The organism is Kitasatospora sp. NPDC034035, from assembly GCF_055575755.1.
The window spans coordinates 134,389-150,352 of the sequence record NZ_JBVISA010000015.1; the positions used below are offsets into that span (position 1 = coordinate 134,389).

Sequence of the window (15,964 nt, forward strand, 5' to 3'; positions counted from 1 at the left end):
TACTGCCGTAGTAGGTTGGGACGCCCGAGGAGAAAGGCCATGATCGGACCCATGACGCCCCCGCGCCCGACCCTGATCGCCGACGCAGCCATCGCCCTGATCGCCGAACGCGGCCTGCGCGGGCTGACCCACCGCGCCGTGGACGAGGAGGCCGGGCTGCCCGCCGGCTCGACCTCCAACCTCGCTCGGACCAGGGCCGCCCTGCTCGAGGTCGCGCTCACCCGGATCGTCGAGCGGGAGACCCGGGAGCACCCCGTCCTCACCGGTGAGCCGCCGGCCGACACCCCGCCGCGCGAGCTGCTCGTACGGGTCGCCGCCGATCTGCTGTTCCAGGCGCTCACCACCGGACGCCGGCTCACCCTGGCCCGGCTCGAACTCGCCCTGGAAGCCACCAGGCGGCCCGAACTGCGCGCCGTCTACGACCGGTTGGGCGCGCGCTTCGCCGACGCCGCCGCCGTCCTGCTCGCCCGGTGCGGCTCGACCGACCCGGCAGCCGACGCCCGACGGCTGGTCCGCTGGTGCGACGGCGTGCTGTTCAACGCGACGGCCGGCAGCGGGCACTGGCGCACGCCGATGCCGGAGGAACTGCGCGACGATGCGGCGCGCTACCTCGACGCGCTGCTCACGGCGGCAGAGTAGGAGCCCGGGGGAGAGGCCCGGGTCGTCCCGCTTATACTCCGTTACTCCGTGTGCTCGATCGGCCAAGGGGGAGACATGAGCGTGGTCAGCCTCGTCGCACCGGTGTTCCTCCTGCTCGTGCTGCTGGTGGTGCGGGTGGTGACACTTCCGCTGCTGCTGTGGCTTCAACGGGCGACGCGCCAACGGGCGGCGGCGGCCGTGGGTGCGGGCGCCCCGGTCAGTCGGGTGCCGTTCATCGCCGCGCCGCTGGTGGGGCTCGTCTGCGCGGCAGGGCTGGATGCCCTGTTGTTCCTCGGCGACACCGACACCCTCCGGATGCTGCGGGAGCCGATCGACACCGACAACGTGCGCTACCTGAGCAGGGAGGCGCACCTGGCCCTCCACACGGCGAGGCTCTGGTACCTCGTTCCCGTGATCTCGGCCCTGGTGCTCTGGCTGCTGTTCTGGTTCCTGACCCAGCGCAACCTGCTGACCGTCCGCATGCCGGAGCAGGTCCGGTCGGCACGTGCCACCTGGCGCCGGGTCCTCGGCCTGCTCGCCCTGCGCGCGGTGATCGGCGTGTTCGCCCTGCCGTACTGGCTGGTCTTCGCCGTGCTGCTGTTCCAGATCGGTGCGGCCGTCACCAGCAGGCGGCACGAGCCGGTCGTCACCAGGTCGAACACCGCCGCACCGGCCACCCCTGCGCCGAACGCGGCCGCGACCACCCCGGCGCCGCAGGCGTACGTTCCGACGCAGCACGTTCCGGCCGCCCCGCCGGTGCCGCAGTTCGCGCCGCCCGTGTCACCTGCGCCGCCCGTATCACCTGCCCCGCCCGTGGCCCACGGTCCACTCCGTGTCCACGAGCCCCGCACGATCGGCGGCTACCAGCTCCTCGGCCGGATCGGCTCCGGCGGGATGGGCACGGTCTACCTCGCCCAGCGCCAGGGCTCCGCCACCCAGGTCGCCCTGAAGACCATCAACCTCGAACTCCTCGACGACGCCGAGCTGTTGCGCCGCTTCCAGCGTGAGTCCGAGGTGCTGGCCATGATGCCCGGCGCCTACACCGCCCGGGTGCTCGACGCGGGCGTGGATGCCGGACGTCCGTACCTGGCCATGGAGTTGCTGGACGGCCGCCCGCTGGACGTCCACTTGCGGGAGCAGGGGCCGATCCGCTCCGCCGAGGCGCTCCGCGCGCTCGCGCTGGCGCTGGCCGTGGCGCTGTCCGGGGTGCACCGGCTCGGGCTGATCCACCGGGACCTCAAGCCGGCCAACATCATGCTGACCACGGCCGGCCCGCGCCTGCTGGACTTCGGCATCGCGGCGATCGTGGACGGCACCCGGCTCACCGCCACCGGCGGCGGGCCCGGCACCCTGACGTACATGGCGCCGGAGCAGTTCGGCGATGAGCGGGTCGGTACGGCCGCCGACGTGTGGGCCTGGGCGTGCTGCGTGGTGTGCGCGGCGCACGGGGCCAGCCCGTTCGCGGCGACCAGCACCGGCGCGGTGATCCGCCGGATCGTGGACACCGGGCCCGAACCGACCGCGCTGGCGGCGGTCCGGGCTCTCGACCCGGCGCTCGCCGCCGTCGTCACCCGCGCGCTGGCCATCGACCCGGCGCAGCGCCCGGCGGACGGCGCCGCCCTGCTGGCAGTGCTGGAGGCGGCCCAGCCGACGACGCCGGACCCCGTGGCCGTCGACGACCAGATCACCCGGGGTTGGCGGACCCTGGTCCTGTAGCGGCTCTGCCCGCGACCGTCACCCGGGGCGGATGGGCGCGGGCGGTCACCCGGGGCGGATGGGCGCGGGCAGTCAGCCGCGGGCGGACACCCGCGCGAGGATCAGCTCGGCGCACTCGTCCGCCGAGGTCCGGGAGCTGTCCACCACCAGGTCGTACGCGACCCCCTCGTGCACCGCTTCCGCCTGCGCGGCGGCCATCCCGGCCACCCGGTCGCCGCGCGCGGCCTCCCGGGCCGCGGCCACCGCCGGGTCGCAGCGCACGCCGACCCAGAGCACGTCCAGGCCCTCCAGCGCCGCCCGCCAGCGGGCCTGCGAGGCGGTGGTGCCGAGGAACACCTCGTCCACCACGATCCGGGCGCCGGCCCGGGCCATCGCCGCCACCCCGACCGTCCAGGCGGCGTCCAGCGCGGCGAAGGCCGGCCCGACCTCGACCGTGCCGGTCCCGTCCTCCAGGCCGCCGATGCCCTCCCCGCCTCTGCGCAGCGAGGGCGGCAGGGCGCCGACCATGGTGTCCGCGCCGAGGTGCAGCCACGGCTGCGGCAGCAGTTCCTGCAGACGGTGGGCGATGCTGGATTTGCCGGAGCTGGAGCCGCCGTTGAGGACGATCACATGCATGCGCGCATCCTACGCAGTCGCCCCCTACACGGCGGCCGCCCCGCGCGGAGTGCCGTCGTAGGCCGCCGCCGCGGCCGCGAAGGACGCTGCCAGCGCCGGCGCCCCCGCCCAGTGCAGGTGCAGGTAGGAGGCGTGCACCCGGCCCGCGGCGAAGCCCTCCGTGCGGGGCCCGGTCGGCAGGCGCCAGCCCCAGGCGGGGTGTTCGCCCGCGCCCGGTTCGCACACCGTCCGGTGGAACTCGTGCCCGCGCACCCGGGTGCCGGCCGCCGCGAGCGGTGAGTCGTGCAGGGCGACGGCCTCCCGGTAGCCGAGGGTGAGGCGCTCGGTCATCCGGGCCTCGGTGTCGAGCACGCCGCACATCGGCAGGCCGTCCAACTCCCGCCCCAGGTAGAGCAGTCCGGCGCACTCGGCGGCGATCGGCCCGCCCGACGCGGCGAAGGAGGCGATCGCCGAGCGCAGTTCGGTGTTCCCGCTCAACTCCCGTACGTACAGCTCCGGGAAGCCGCCGCCGATGACCAGCCCGGCGGTTCCCGCCGGTAGGGCCGTGGCGTGCAGCGGGTCGAACGGGACCACCTCCGCCCCGGCCGCGCCGAGCAGTTCGGCGTTCTCGGCGTACGAGAAGGAGAACGCCGGGCCGCCCGCCACCGCGATCCGCGGCCGACCGGCCACCGGGGTGACCTCGGCCGACGGGTCCCACGGCTCGGCGTCCACATCGGGTGCCGTGCGGGCGAGTTCCAGCAGCGCGTCCAGGTCGACGGAGGAGCCGACCAGCTCGCCCATGTCGGCGACCGCCTTCAGCGCCTCCGCCGAGCGCTCCACCGCGGGGATCAGCCCGAGGTGGCGGGACGGCGTGGCGACCGCCGCCGAGCGGCGCAGCGCGCCCAGCACCGGCACGCCGGAGCCCTCCTCCAGGGCCTCGCGCAGCAGGTGCTCGTGCCGGTCGGAGGCGACCCGGTTGAGGATCACCCCGGCGAGCCGCACCTGCGGGTCCCAGGAGGCGAAGCCGTGCACCAGCGCGGCCACCGAGCGGGACTGCGAGGAGCCGTCCACCACCAGCACCACCGGTGCCCGCAGCAGTTTGGCGACGTGCGCGGTGGACGCCAACTCCCCGCGCCCGGAGGCCCCGTCGAACAGGCCCATGACGCCCTCGACCACCGCGACGTCCGCGCCCGCCGCGCCGTGCAGGAACAGCGGCGCGATCCGCTCGGGACCGCACATGAAGGCGTCGAGGTTGCGGCCCGGGCGCCCGGCGGCGAGCGCGTGGTAGCCCGGGTCGATGTAGTCGGGGCCGACCTTGTGCGGGGACACCGCCAGCCCGCGCGCGGCGAGTGCCGCGATCAGGCCGGTGGCGACGGTGGTCTTGCCGGCGCCGGAGGAGGGCGCGGCGATGACGAGGCGGGGGACGGTGCTCAACGGTCTACCACTCGATACCGCGCTGGCCCTTGCGGCCGGCGTCCATGGGGTGCTTCACCTTGGTCATCTCGGTGACCAGGTCGGCGAAACCGGTCAGCGCCTCGGGCGCGTACCGGCCGGTGATGACGACGTGCTGGCTGCCCGGGCGGTCCTTGAGCACGGCCACCACCTCGTCGGCGTCGATCCACCCCCAGTGCATCGGGTAGGTGAACTCGTCGAGCACGTAGAAGCGGTAGGTCTCGGCCGCGAGGTCGCGCTTGACCTGCTCCCAGCCCTCCTTGGCCGCCTCCTCGCTGGTCATCTCCTGTTCGGCGGAGCGCTGGATCCAGGACCAGCCGGAGCCCATCTTGTGCCAGTCGACGGTGCCGCCCTCGCCGGAGGCGCCGAGCACGCGCAGCGCGTTCTCCTCGCCGACCTTCCACTTGGCGGACTTCACGAACTGGAACACCCCGACCGGCCAGCCCTGGTTCCAGGCCCGCAGCGCCATGCCGAAGGCGGCCGTGGACTTGCCCTTGCCGGGGCCGGTGTGCACGGCGGTGATCGGCTGCGTACGGCGCTGACGGGTCGTCAGGCCGTCGTCGGGAACGCTCTCGGGGACGCCCTTGGGCATGGGTCAGGCCGCCTTTCGCATGGTTGTCGCGAGGTTGTCGCGGACGGTCGAGGAACGGTTGTCCCCGCGGTTCTCGCGGACGAGCGAGGCCACGCCCTCGGCGCGCAGCTCGTCCAGGCTGACGGCGGTGCCGCCGAGCTGCCCGGCCAGGGTGCGGGCCAGGCCCAGCCGGACCGGGCCGGACTCGCAGTCCAGCACCACGTTCGCCGTGCCCTGCGCGGCGAACAGCGCGGCCGCGCGGTGGGAGCGGGCGAGCGCGTCGCGGCCACCGGTGGCCCGGCCGTCGGTCACCACGACCAGCAGCGGGCGGCGGCTCGGGTCGCGCAGCCGCTCGACCCGCAGCACCTCGTGGGCCCGCAGCAGCCCCTCGGCCAGCGGGGTCCGTCCGCCGGTGGGCAGCGACTCCAGCCGGGCCGCGCCGACCTCCACGGAGGAGGTGGGCGGCAGCGCCAGCTCGGCGCCGGCGCCGCGGAAAGTGATCATGCCGATCTTGTCGCGCCGCTGGTAGGCGTCCATCAGCAGTGACAGCACGGCGCCCTTGACGGCGGTCATCCGTTGCCGGGCGGCCATCGAGCCCGAGGCGTCGACCACGAACAGCACCAGGTTGGACTCCCGGCCCTGGCGCACCTGTTCGCGGAAGTCGTCCTTCCGCAGCACCAGCGCCCGGCCGCTGCGTCCGCGTGCCGCCTGGTGCGGCGCGGCGGCCTGCAGGGTCGCGGTCAGGTGCAGCCGGCCGAGCGCGCCCTGCGGGCGGCGGGCGCGGATGGTGTGCCCGCCGGTGGTCTCGGCGGGGGAGCGGCGGCCCTGGGCGCCGTGGCCGGTGCCGCGGACGGTGAACAGCTTGGTCCGGTACGGGTCCCCGGCCGCGGCCGGCGTCGACTCCCGTGCGGGGGCCGGGTGTTGGGTCGGGACCGGCGACTGTGGCTGGTCGTCCCCGCCGGTCGTGGACGCCTCCGGGGCGCCGCCGTCGGAGGGCTCGGGCGCCCCGCCGCCGTCCGGACCACCACCGTCCGGGCCGCCGCCGTCCGGGCCGCCCTCGGGGTCGGGGCCGTCGCCGTCCGGCCCCGGGCCGTCGCCCTCGGGCTCGGGGTCGTCCCCCTGGGCGTGCTCCTCCAGCGTCCGGTCCAGCTGCTCCTCGTCCAGCCCCGGCGCGTCGAAGGGGTTGCGGCGGCGCCGGTGCGGCAGCGCCAGCTGGGCGGCCTTGCGGACATCCTCCTCCAGCACCTCGGTGCGCCCGTCCCAGGCGGCGAGCGCGACGGCGGTGCGGGCCATCACGATGTCCGCGCGCAGGCCGTCCACCTCGAACGCGGCACACACGGCGGTGATCTGACGAAGCGCCACCTCGGTCAGCTCGACCTTGGGCAGCAACTCCCGTGCGGCGGTGATGCGTTCGGCGAGTGCCCGCTCCTCCTCGGCGAACCGCGCGGCGAAGCCGGCCGGGTCGGCGTCGTAGGCGAGCCGGCGGCGGACCACGTCGGCGCGCTCGGCCGGGTCCCGGGTGGCGGCGATCTCGACGGTCAGGCCGAACCGGTCGAGCAGCTGCGGCCGCAGCTCGCCCTCCTCCGGGTTCATCGTGCCGACCAGCAGGAACCGGGCCGCGTGCCGCACCGACACGCCCTCGCGCTCGACGTACGAGCGGCCCATCGCGGCGGCGTCCAGCAGCAGGTCCACCACGTGGTCCTGGAGCAGGTTCACCTCGTCGATGTAGAGCACGCCGCGGTGTGCCTTGGCGAGCAGCCCGGGCTCGTACGCCTTGACGCCCTCGGCCAGCGCGCGCTCCAGGTCGAGCGAGCCGACGATCCGGTCCTCGGCCACGCCGACCGGCAACTCGACCAGCTGGGACGGCCGTTCGTGGCTCCCGGCGGCGGAGTGCGGCCCGTCCGGGCACTGCGGGTCGGGCGCGGCCGGGTCGCAGGCGAAGCGGCAGCCGTCCACGGCGGCGATGGACGGCAGCAGGCCGGCCAGCGCGCGCACCATGGTCGACTTCGCGGTGCCCTTCTCGCCGCGGACCAGCACGCCACCCACGGCCGGGGAGACCGCGTTCAGCAGCAGCCCCAGCCGCAGGTCGGCCATGCCGACGATCGCGGTGAACGGATAGCGGACGTCAGTCATGCGTCACTCCCAGGTGCCCCGGGCGCCAGGAACGGCAGCGATCCGGCCGCCGGCACCCCGCCCTCGATCAGCTTCCACAGCGCGTCGGTGTCCGCGTGTTCCTCGATCAGGTCGCCCAGCCGGTCCAGCCGGGCCTCGCGCGCCTCGGCGAAGGAGGTGTCCGGCGCCGGGACGAACGCCCGGCCCGCCAACTCGGCGACCTCGCGCAGGAGTTCGCGACGGAAGTCGTCGTTCTCCAGCACGCCGTGCCAGGTCGTGCCCCAGACCGAGCCCACCCGGCAGCCGTCCAGACTCTGCCCTCGGCCATCGGAGACGAACGCCTGGCCCCCCTCCACGGCCACCACCCCGTGGTGGATCTCGTAGCCCTCGACCCGGTGCCCGAACGCCTCGCCGACCGGCCGCGCCAGCACCTTCTCGGCGCCGAACCGCACCTGCGTCGGCAGCAGGCCGAGCCCGTCGACGGCGCCCGCCTTGGACTCCACCTCGTCGACGATCCCGCGCGCCAGCATCTGGTAGCCGCCGCACACCCCGAGAACCGGCAGCCCGGCCGCCGCCCGCGCCTTCAGCGCCGGCTCCAGGCCGCGCTCGCGCAGCCAGGCGAGGTCCGCCACGGTGGCCCGGGTGCCGGGCAGCACCACCAGGTCGGCGTCGGCCAGCTCCTCGGGTCTGGTGGCCCAGCGCACCAGCACGCCCGGCTCCTGCGCCAGCGCGTCCAGGTCGGTGAAGTTGGACAGCCGGGGGAAGCGCACCACGGCCACCCGCAGCACGTCCGCCCCGAGCGGCCCGCGCCCGTCGACCCGGTCCACCACCGTCGACAGGTCCAGCGAGTCCTCGGCGTCCAGCCACAGTCCGGGCAGCATCGGCAGGGTGCCCAGCACCGGACGGCCGGTCAGCTCGTGCAGCATCTCCAGCCCGGGCGCCAGCAGCCGCGCGTCGCCGCGGAACTTGTTGACGAACCAGCCGGCCACGTGCCGCTGGTCCTCCGCCGACAGCAGCGCCAGCGTCCCGTACATCGCCGCGAACACGCCGCCGCGGTCGATGTCCCCGACCACCACCACCGGCAGCCCGGCGGCCGTGGCCAGGCCCATGTTGGCGATGTCGCGGTCGCGCAGGTTGATCTCGGCGGGCGAGCCGGCGCCCTCGCAGACGACCACGTCGTAGCGGCGGCGCAGGTCGGCCAGGCACTCCAGGGCGCGCTCCAGCAGGACGGGCTTGCGCTCGCGGTAGTCCAGCGCACCCACCTCGGCGACCGGCCTGCCCAGCAGCACCACCTGGCTGCGGCCGTCCGCGCCGGGCTTCAGCAGCACCGGGTTCATCGCCGCCTCCGGCTCCACCCGGGCGGCCTGCGCCTGCATCGCCTGGGCCCGCCCGATCTCGGCGCCGTCGGCGGTGACGAAGGAGTTCAACGACATGTTCTGGGCCTTGTACGGCGCGACCCGCACACCCTGGCGGGCCAGCCAGCGGCAGATGCCGGCCGTCACCACGCTCTTGCCCGCGTCCGAGGTCGTCCCGGCGACCAGCAGCGCGTTGCTCATGCCCCACCCCTCCTCTTACCGAACGCCCTGATCACGAGATGCCCCGCGACCGTCGTACCCAGTGCCAGCGCGCCCACCCGCCGGGAGAGCGCGCAGGCCCGCTCGATGTCGTCCGCCGTCACCGGCCGCAGCTCCGCGCCCAGCACCGGACGGTGCTCCACGCGCTCGCCGTACCGCAGTGTGCCGCCCAGCCGCACGCCCACCGCCCCGGCGAACGCCGACTCCGCCTGGCCCGCGTTCGGGCTCGGGTGCGAGGAGCCGTCGCGCCGCCAGACCCGCCAGGCCGTCCGGGGCTGCGGGGCGGCGGCCACCGTCAGCAGTGCGGTCAGCCGGGCGCCCGGCCAGCCCGCCACGTCGTCCAGCCGGGCCGAGGCCCAGCCGAACCGGGCGTAGCGCGGCGAACGGTGTCCCACCATGGCGTCCAGGGTGTTCACCGCACGGAACGCCAGCAGCCCGGGCGTGCCCGCCAGGGCACCCCAGGCCAGCGCGTTCACCACGGCGTCGGCGGTGTTCTCGGCCACCGACTCGACCACCGCGCGGGCGATCTGCTGCCCGTCCAGCGCGCTCGGATCCCGCCCGCACAGGTGCGGCAGCCGCTCCCGCGCGGCCCGCAGGTCGCCGTCCTTCAGCGAGCGGCCGATGGCGCGGGCCTCCCGGGTGAGCGAGGTGCCGCCGAGGACCGTCCAGGTCGCGGCCGCCGCCAGCGCCGCCCGGCTCAGCGGGCGCCGGCCCACCGTACGGTCCAGGGCGAGCGCGCCCGCCGCGACCGCGCCCACGCACAGCGCCGTGTACCCGGCCCCGGCCGTACGGTCGTCGCGCCACAGGCGCCGCTCCAGCCGGGTCGCCGCGCTGCCGAAGACGGCCACCGGGTGGCCCCGGCGCGGGTCGGCGAAGCGGGCGTCGGCGGCGTAGCCCGCGACGGCGCCCAGTGCGAACGTGGCGGCGCGGGCCAGGGGGCGTCCGGTCGCAGGACGGACGGTCACAGGACGAACGCCGGAAGGGGGCTGATCGGAAGACAACTCATCGGGAGACAGCTCGGCGGAAGGCCGCTCGGAGTCCGGTGGGGCGGGGCAGCCTGCATCGCGTGCGTGTCCTCACTCAGGGTCCGCGCCCTGGATCGACGTAGCGGGGGCGAGAGTCTCCTGGCTTCCGGGTCGGACACACCCCCGGGGCCTTCCAGCGGCTTCTGACGGCCCGCCGTGGCGATCATTCCGAGCGTGCTCCCCGGTGACAGTGGCGGGACCGCGCCGGACTCGCACCGGCTTCCTCTCCATGCCTCCGATTGGCCCCAGGATCCCATCACGCGGCCGAACCGGGAGTCAACCGAGGTCACGGAGGGGTTGGTCACACCGGGCACCGCCCCGACGCGCTGTGGGATCGCCCAGCGGAGCACCGCCCCCGGACCGGCCGCTTCGTGGGTTCGGTCGCTGGGGCGCACCGCGGTCCGCGCCTACCGTTCGGTGGCATGCGTCGCAGAAAGACCCCCACTGTCCCGCCTCCGGTGCCGTTCTCCCCCGCGGCCGCCCGCGCCCACCGGGCCGGCCTCGGCCTGACCCCCGAGCAGGTCGCGGAGGGCATGGCCGCGCACGGCGTCCGGCTGCTGCCCGCCCACGTCCTCGCCTGGGAGGCCGGCGAGCTGCGCCCCAGCGAACCGGAGTTCATCGCCCTCGCCCGCGCCCTCTGGTGCCCCGCCGCCCAGCTGATGGACACCCGCCCGGTACGGCTGCGCGACCACCGCGTCGCCCGTGAACTCGGCCAGGCCGCCGTCGCCGACCGCACCGGCACCGTCCTCGCCACCTACCGGCAGGCCGAACTGACCGGCCAATGGGACGGCGACGAGGAACAGACCCGCGCCCTCGCCGAGGTCCTCGACCTGACCCTGCCCGAGCTCGTGGAGGCCACCGGCCGCCGGGAGGCCCTCGGCCAGCTCCTCCGCCAGTGCGTCGCGGGCCGCTGGCAACCCCACCTCCGTGCCCTCGCCCGCATCGTCCCGGCCCCCGCCGACACCCTCGCCGCCGCTCTCACCGTCCTCCACCAGGAACACCACGTCCCCACCCACTGGGGCGCCACCACCCGCGCCGCCCCACCCCCCACCACCGACTCCCTCACCCCCCGCTTCTGGCACCTCCTCGACGCCGCCACGGACTGACCCCGCGCCCCGACGCCGGACCCCGTCCCCGCGCCCCGACCCCGCGCCGAGTGACCCGGACGGCCCAGCCCGGTGGCCGGGCGGCCGGGGCGCCGGTGGACTGGTGCACGAACACCGTCCGGTCCGTGACCAACAGAGCGGGGATCGATATGCGCTGGGGAACCGCCGCCGTCGTGGCGGCCGCCGCCGTCGGAGCCGGGGCCGTCGTCCTGGTGATCGGCCGCCGGGCCTCCGAGCGGATGGTCCGCCCGGTCACGGCCGTGCAGGAGTCCGGGCCGGTCCTGGTCCGCGGCCTCGGCGTCGGGCGGATCACCTTCAGCCGCAGCCCCGAGAGCCTGCGTCCCGGCCGCTGGGCGGTCGAGTGGGACGACGGCGGCCACGCGGTCGTCGAGGAGGTCCTGCACAGCGACGAGGAGGGCGTCACCCGTCGGCTGGTCCGCGCCGACCGGGGCACCCTCGTCCCCAGCGCCGAGGTCCGCTTCACCCCGCGCGTCCACGTCGGCGACCCCACCCGGGCGCTCGGCCTCGCCTACACCGAGACCGCGGTCGACGGCGAACTCGGCGCCCTCCCCGCCTGGTACCTCGACGGCAAGCGCGGCACGTGGGTGATCCTCGTCCACGGCCCCGAGGCCGACCGCCAGCAGACCCTTCCGGTCCTGCCCGTCCTCGACCGTCTCGGCCTGCCCGCCCTCGCCGTCACCTACCGCGGCGACGAGGGCGCCCCGGCCTCCCCGGACGGGTACAGCCACTTCGGCGAGACCGAGTGGCGTGACGTCGAGGCGGCGGTACGGCTGGCGCTCGCCCACGGCGCGGGTCGGGTGATCCTCTACGGCTGGTCGGTCGGCGCCACGATGGTCCTGCAGACGGCGGCCCGCTCCGCCTGGGCGTACGCCGTCAGCGGCCTGATCCTCGACTCGCCGGTCCTCGACCTGCCGGCCACCGCCCGCGGCGACGCCGAACGGCTGGGCGTCCGGGGTGCGGCCGTCGAACTCGGCGCCCTCGCCGCCCAGGGCCGCACCGGCGTCGACCTCGCCGACTTCTCCCGCATCGCCGAGGGAGCCGACCTGCGCGTCCCGACCCTCCTCCTGCACAGTCCGGCCGACCGGGTCTCCCCGTTCCGCAGTGCCGAGCGCCTCGCCGCCGCCCGCCCCGACGTGGTCGGCCTCCAGCCCTTCCCCGGCGCCGACCACGGCACCCTCTGGAACTCCGCCCCCGACCACTACACCGAACTCCTCCGTCGCTGGCTCACCCCGCTCCTCTGACCGGGAGCCACCGTCCGTGCGGAGCGCGGGAAGTCGGACCCGCCGACTTCTCGTGCTCCAAGATCGGCCCGTCCCGCGCGCCCATCCGTCCGGATCCGGGCTCGACAGCCCTGCCGCCCGCCGACGGCTTCGGCGCGGCCCGCAGCGGTCGCCGCGCCGTGAGGGGCACATTTTTGGCCCCGCACACCACCCTCCCCCTCACGTTCCGTGACCGCTCGAACGGCCGCAGCAACCGTCGCGACTGACCTGGCATGAGCAGGCCACACGTTTCCGGCCAGGCGGTTTGCCTCTGTTGCCCGATCTTGCGGAGGTGTCGCCACCGGGCGCCCGGTCGTACGGACAACCGGATGTGACAGAAGGCCGGTACAAGGGGAAGACTGCTCGACGTGACGTCTCGGAACCCGCGCGACCGTGATGCCCCGCTCCCGCCTCCGATCGGTACCGGTGCGACGGTGACCCGTCTCCCCGGTACGGCCCACCGGCCAGCCGGTGGCAGGCCGAGCGGGGCGGTTGTACCCCGTAACGGCGTACCCCGGCGACGGGGACCCGCGCCGGCGCCCGGACGGGGCCGGGTTCCCGTGCCGGAGGGCTTTCCGGCGCCGGCCGAGCTGGCGCCGCTGGCCCGCCGGATGCTGGTGGACGCCGTCCGGATCGCCCGCTGGGCCGGGGAGCTGCCGGAGATCGACAAGCGTGGCGAGCTGCTCCCGGAGGACGCCCGTGCGGCGGGCCGGGCGCTGGCCATGACGGTCGGTGCCGCCGCCAAGGCCTGGGGGCAGGCGCTCCTGGTGGGCCTGGTGGAGGCCCGGGACACCGGGGCCGGTCCGGGCTGGCGCCTGCACGCCTGGGAGCACGACGACGAGGCCGTGGTGCGCGGCTGGTCGGCGCTGTTCGACGCCTGGACCCTGCTCGCCCCGGTGCCGCCCGCCGCGCTGCGCGGGGTGTTCGCCGTACTGGCCGGGCAGGCCGTGGACCAGGCTCCGCAGCTGCTCTCCTTCCTGCACCTGGTGGACGGTCCGGTGGCCGAGAGCGAGCTGCTGGAGCTGCTGCGCCGTGGCCTGGACGAGCGCCGGGTCGGCGGGGCCGGCGGTCCGGGCCTGTCGCCCGTGCCGCACGCGGCCTCCGCGGTGTCCGCGGTCCGCGGCACCTGCCGGGAGCCGCAGATCGACACCCCGGCCTCGCCCTCGGACGTGGCCGCCGTCCTGGACTGGATGCTGGACGGCCTGGCGGCCGTCGGCGCCCTGACGCGCAGGAACGAGGCCGCCGAGCTGTCGCCGCTCGGCCACTGGGCGGTGCGGGCGAAGCTGGAGGAGATCTGCACGGTCGCGCAGACCGCGGCCGGGCACATCGAGCAGAGCGCTTTCGAGCTGCTGAACGCCTGTGCGGACTACTCGCCGGGCCCGGCCCGCGCCGAGTACCGCGCCTGGGTGGCGGCCCGTCCGGCGGACCGGGCGGTGGCCGAGCTGCTGGAGGCGGCACGGGGCGACGACGCGCTGGTGCGCGGGCTGGCATTCGAGGCGCTGCGGGTGGCCGGAGGGCCGGCCGAGCAGGCGGTGCGGGCGGCGGTGGACGCGCCGGTGCTGCGCCCGTACGCGCTGCTGTGGCTGGCGGAGCGCGCGGACGAGGGGGTTTCCCCGGCGGACGTGCTGGGCGCGGACGACGCGGCCTGGCTCTGGGTGGACACGGCGGCGGCGGTGCTCGACCACGGCGAGACGGAGCTGCTGGTGGGCCATGTCGAGGGTGCCTCGGCGGGCGACCCGGTGCGGCTGTTCGCCCGGGCCCGGCAGTCCGGGCACCCGAGGGCGGCCTCGGTGCTGACGGCGGTCTCGGGCGTGCACCCGGACCCGGGGGTGGCGCGGGCGGCCCGCCGTTCGGCCTTCAGCGTCCACACCGGCGGGGCGTAGCCACCGCGGGCTCGCTGGAACGGAGCACGGCGAAGGGCCCGGAACCGATCGGTTCCGGGCCCTTCCGCGTGGGTCGAACGAGCGGCCTCAGCCGAGCCGCGACTCCGCCCGCCGGGCGCGGACGTCGCCGACCTTCTGCCCCACCTTGCGGCGGATGACCAGCAGCGGCGCCATCGCGGCGAGCGTGATCTGGGCGAACGCGCCGACGTGCATCAGCGCGTCGCCGCCGGGCAGGCCGGTGGCCCAGGCGGCCAGGCAGCCGATGGAGACCACGATCCAGCAGAGCGTGGCGGTGGCCAGCAGCCCCTGCGGCTTCGGGTACTCGATCCGGCTGACCATCAGGTACGCGGCGCCGAAGATGGCGAGCAGGCCGGGCAGGAACGGCGGGTCGAGCAGCACGATGGCGATGACCGTCATCGCGCCCATCGGGCAGGGCATGCCCTGGAACACCCCGGGCCGCATCTTGACGGCCGAGAAGCGGGCCAGCCGCAGGACGACCGCGAGCAGCACGGTGATCGCGATGAGCGCCGAGAGCTTGCTGTTGGAGCCCTGGGAGACCATGCCCCAGACCGCGACGAAGTAGGCCGGCGCGATGCCGAAGCTGATCAGGTCCGCCAGGTTGTCCAGTTCCGCTCCGAGGGCGGAGGAGCGCAGCTTGCGCGCCACCAGGCCGTCGAAGAGGTCGCACATGGAGCCGATCAGCAGCAGCGTGACCGCGGTGGCGGCGCTGTGCCGGTCCGGAGCGGCGTCCGGGTTGGTGATGTGCGGGACGAGGACCCCGGTGGTGATCGAGTAGATCGCCAGGAAGCCGCAGACGGCGTTCCCCAGGGTCAGGAAGTCGGCGGTGGACAGGTGCTGGGGAGAGCGCGGGGCGCGCAGCTCGCGGTCGCGCGCCCAGCGGCGGCGGCGCAGGGCCGTCTCCTCGTCGTCCAGGCCGACGATTGTCTCAGGATCAGTCACGGTCAAGGCGCGTCACCCCGGCTGTGGTCTTCTGGCCGACCTCGACGCCGACCTCGACGCCGGCCGGCAGGTAGGTGTCGACCCGGGACCCGAACCGGATCAGGCCGATCCGGTCGCCCTGCTCGACCTTGGTTCCGGCGGCCACGTACGGCACGATGCGGCGGGCCACGGCCCCCGCGATCTGGACCATCTCGATGTCGCCGAGCTCGGTGTCGAAGTGCCAGACGACCCGCTCGTTCTGGTCGCTGTCCTTGTTGAACGCGGGGACGAAGCCGCCCGCGACGTGCTCGACCGACGTCACCGTGCCCGGCAGGGGCGCGCGGTTGACGTGGACGTTGAGCGGGCTCATGAAGATCGCGACCCGGGTGCGGCCGTCCGGCCAGGCGTCGATGCTCTGCACCACGCCGTCGGCGGGGGAGATCACTCTGCCCGTGGCGATCTCACGCTCGGGGTCGCGGAAGAACCACAGCATGCCCGCGCTGAGCGCACAGGCGGGTACCGCCGCCAGGGCCCACTTGCCGCTGCGCCGGGTGAGGGCGGTGGTCACGGCGGCCGTGGCGAGGGTGGGGACGAACCAGGGGGTGGCTCCGCGCGCGATGGTCACGCGGGGTCGCCGACCGGCCGCCGGGGCTGCGAGGGCATCGCGGTCCGTGACGGAAGTGCGAGGGGACGGGCTGATGGGCATCGAAGACCTTTGTCGCGGGGGATCATGGCCGCTGGACGGGGGCCACCGCGGGATCGGTAATAGAAGGGACGGCTTGCTGTCCCGGTGGATGCTATCGGGAGCACACGGTGGGTGGGCAACCCGCCTGCTCGTTCATGTGTCCGGTGGGAGCGCGTGTGCGCGTCCCACCTCTACGACCGTAGCTCGCCCCGGTCCGGTTCCCAAGGGACCTGACAGAGCTGGTGAGACTTGTCTCAAGAGGTGCCCCGGCGGAACCCGGTGGGGGAAACGGCCGTAGTGGCCGCAAGAAGGTGTGCGGAAGCGGCCGCCGGGCGTGTTGTCGCAGCTGTACGCCCTGCGGCCGCTTCCGGAGGGCCGTGCCGGACCC

General features: G+C 75.3%; 13 protein-coding genes and 1 riboswitch. Of the genes, 5 read left to right on the forward strand and 8 right to left on the reverse strand.

Features of this window, described 5'->3' with window-relative positions:
- The first annotated feature begins 39 nt into the window (after window positions 1–39).
- Window positions 40–639, forward strand: coding sequence for a TetR/AcrR family transcriptional regulator (locus ACZ52J_RS22360; protein WP_465621077.1), 600 nt, complete (start codon window positions 40–42; stop codon window positions 637–639).
- A gap of 75 nt (window positions 640–714) precedes the next feature.
- Window positions 715–2,355, forward strand: a complete 1,641-nt coding sequence (locus ACZ52J_RS22365; RefSeq protein ID WP_465621078.1) for a serine/threonine-protein kinase — start codon at window positions 715–717, stop codon at window positions 2,353–2,355.
- Between the two features lie 72 nt (window positions 2,356–2,427).
- Here the strand turns inward: ACZ52J_RS22365 and cpt are convergent, their stop codons facing one another.
- Genes cpt through ACZ52J_RS22395 form a run of 6 tightly spaced genes read right to left on the reverse strand, consistent with a single transcriptional unit; the run spans window position 2,428 to window position 9,623 of the window.
- Window positions 2,428–2,964 carry a chloramphenicol phosphotransferase CPT gene (cpt, locus tag ACZ52J_RS22370; protein ID WP_465621182.1) on the reverse strand — a complete coding sequence of 179 codons (537 nt, stop codon included), beginning with the start codon at window positions 2,962–2,964 and terminating at the stop codon, window positions 2,428–2,430.
- 30 nt (window positions 2,965–2,994) lie between these two features.
- Window positions 2,995–4,383, reverse strand: a complete 1,389-nt coding sequence (locus ACZ52J_RS22375) for a cobyrinate a,c-diamide synthase (protein WP_465621080.1) — start codon at window positions 4,381–4,383, stop codon at window positions 2,995–2,997.
- Window positions 4,384–4,387: 4 nt separating this feature from the next.
- Window positions 4,388–4,993 (reverse strand): cob(I)yrinic acid a,c-diamide adenosyltransferase, encoded by a 606-nt coding sequence (gene cobO, locus ACZ52J_RS22380; protein WP_360499581.1) that lies wholly within the window; start codon window positions 4,991–4,993, stop codon window positions 4,388–4,390.
- A 3-nt stretch (window positions 4,994–4,996) separates the two neighbouring features.
- Window positions 4,997–7,105: a putative cobaltochelatase gene (locus ACZ52J_RS22385; RefSeq protein WP_465621082.1), complete on the reverse strand. Its 2,109-nt coding sequence runs from the start codon at window positions 7,103–7,105 to the stop codon at window positions 4,997–4,999.
- Window positions 7,102–8,640, reverse strand: coding sequence for a cobyric acid synthase (locus ACZ52J_RS22390; protein WP_465621083.1), 1,539 nt, complete (start codon window positions 8,638–8,640; stop codon window positions 7,102–7,104). Before ACZ52J_RS22390 ends, ACZ52J_RS22385 begins: the two co-directional genes overlap by 4 nt.
- Window positions 8,637–9,623 (reverse strand): cobalamin biosynthesis protein, encoded by a 987-nt coding sequence (locus tag ACZ52J_RS22395; RefSeq protein WP_465621085.1) that lies wholly within the window; start codon window positions 9,621–9,623, stop codon window positions 8,637–8,639. Before ACZ52J_RS22395 ends, ACZ52J_RS22390 begins: the two co-directional genes overlap by 4 nt.
- A 153-nt stretch (window positions 9,624–9,776) precedes the next feature.
- Window positions 9,777–9,908, reverse strand: a riboswitch (cobalamin riboswitch).
- A 197-nt stretch (window positions 9,909–10,105) separates the two neighbouring features.
- Between ACZ52J_RS22395 and ACZ52J_RS22400 the strand changes: the two genes are divergently transcribed.
- The 3 genes from ACZ52J_RS22400 to ACZ52J_RS22410 all read left to right on the forward strand — a co-directional run bounded on the left by ACZ52J_RS22400 (window position 10,106) and on the right by ACZ52J_RS22410 (window position 13,952).
- On the forward strand, window positions 10,106–10,789 hold the full coding sequence (locus tag ACZ52J_RS22400) for a helix-turn-helix domain-containing protein (RefSeq protein WP_465621087.1): 684 nt from the start codon (window positions 10,106–10,108) through the stop codon (window positions 10,787–10,789).
- Window positions 10,790–10,914: 125 nt separating this feature from the next.
- Window positions 10,915–12,051, forward strand: a complete 1,137-nt coding sequence (locus ACZ52J_RS22405; protein ID WP_465621089.1) for an alpha/beta hydrolase family protein — start codon at window positions 10,915–10,917, stop codon at window positions 12,049–12,051.
- 578 nt (window positions 12,052–12,629) lie between these two features.
- On the forward strand, window positions 12,630–13,952 hold the full coding sequence (locus ACZ52J_RS22410; RefSeq protein WP_360499593.1) for a hypothetical protein: 1,323 nt from the start codon (window positions 12,630–12,632) through the stop codon (window positions 13,950–13,952).
- Window positions 13,953–14,039: 87 nt separating this feature from the next.
- On the opposite strand, the gene ACZ52J_RS22415 is transcribed toward ACZ52J_RS22410, so the two are convergent.
- Together ACZ52J_RS22415 and ACZ52J_RS22420 are read right to left on the reverse strand one after the other, a co-directional pair.
- Window positions 14,040–14,918 (reverse strand): CDP-alcohol phosphatidyltransferase family protein, encoded by an 879-nt coding sequence (locus tag ACZ52J_RS22415; protein ID WP_030059975.1) that lies wholly within the window; start codon window positions 14,916–14,918, stop codon window positions 14,040–14,042.
- Window positions 14,905–15,597: a phosphatidylserine decarboxylase gene (locus ACZ52J_RS22420; protein WP_465621092.1), complete on the reverse strand. Its 693-nt coding sequence runs from the start codon at window positions 15,595–15,597 to the stop codon at window positions 14,905–14,907. Before ACZ52J_RS22420 ends, ACZ52J_RS22415 begins: the two co-directional genes overlap by 14 nt.
- Window positions 15,598–15,964: the final 367 nt, after the last annotated feature.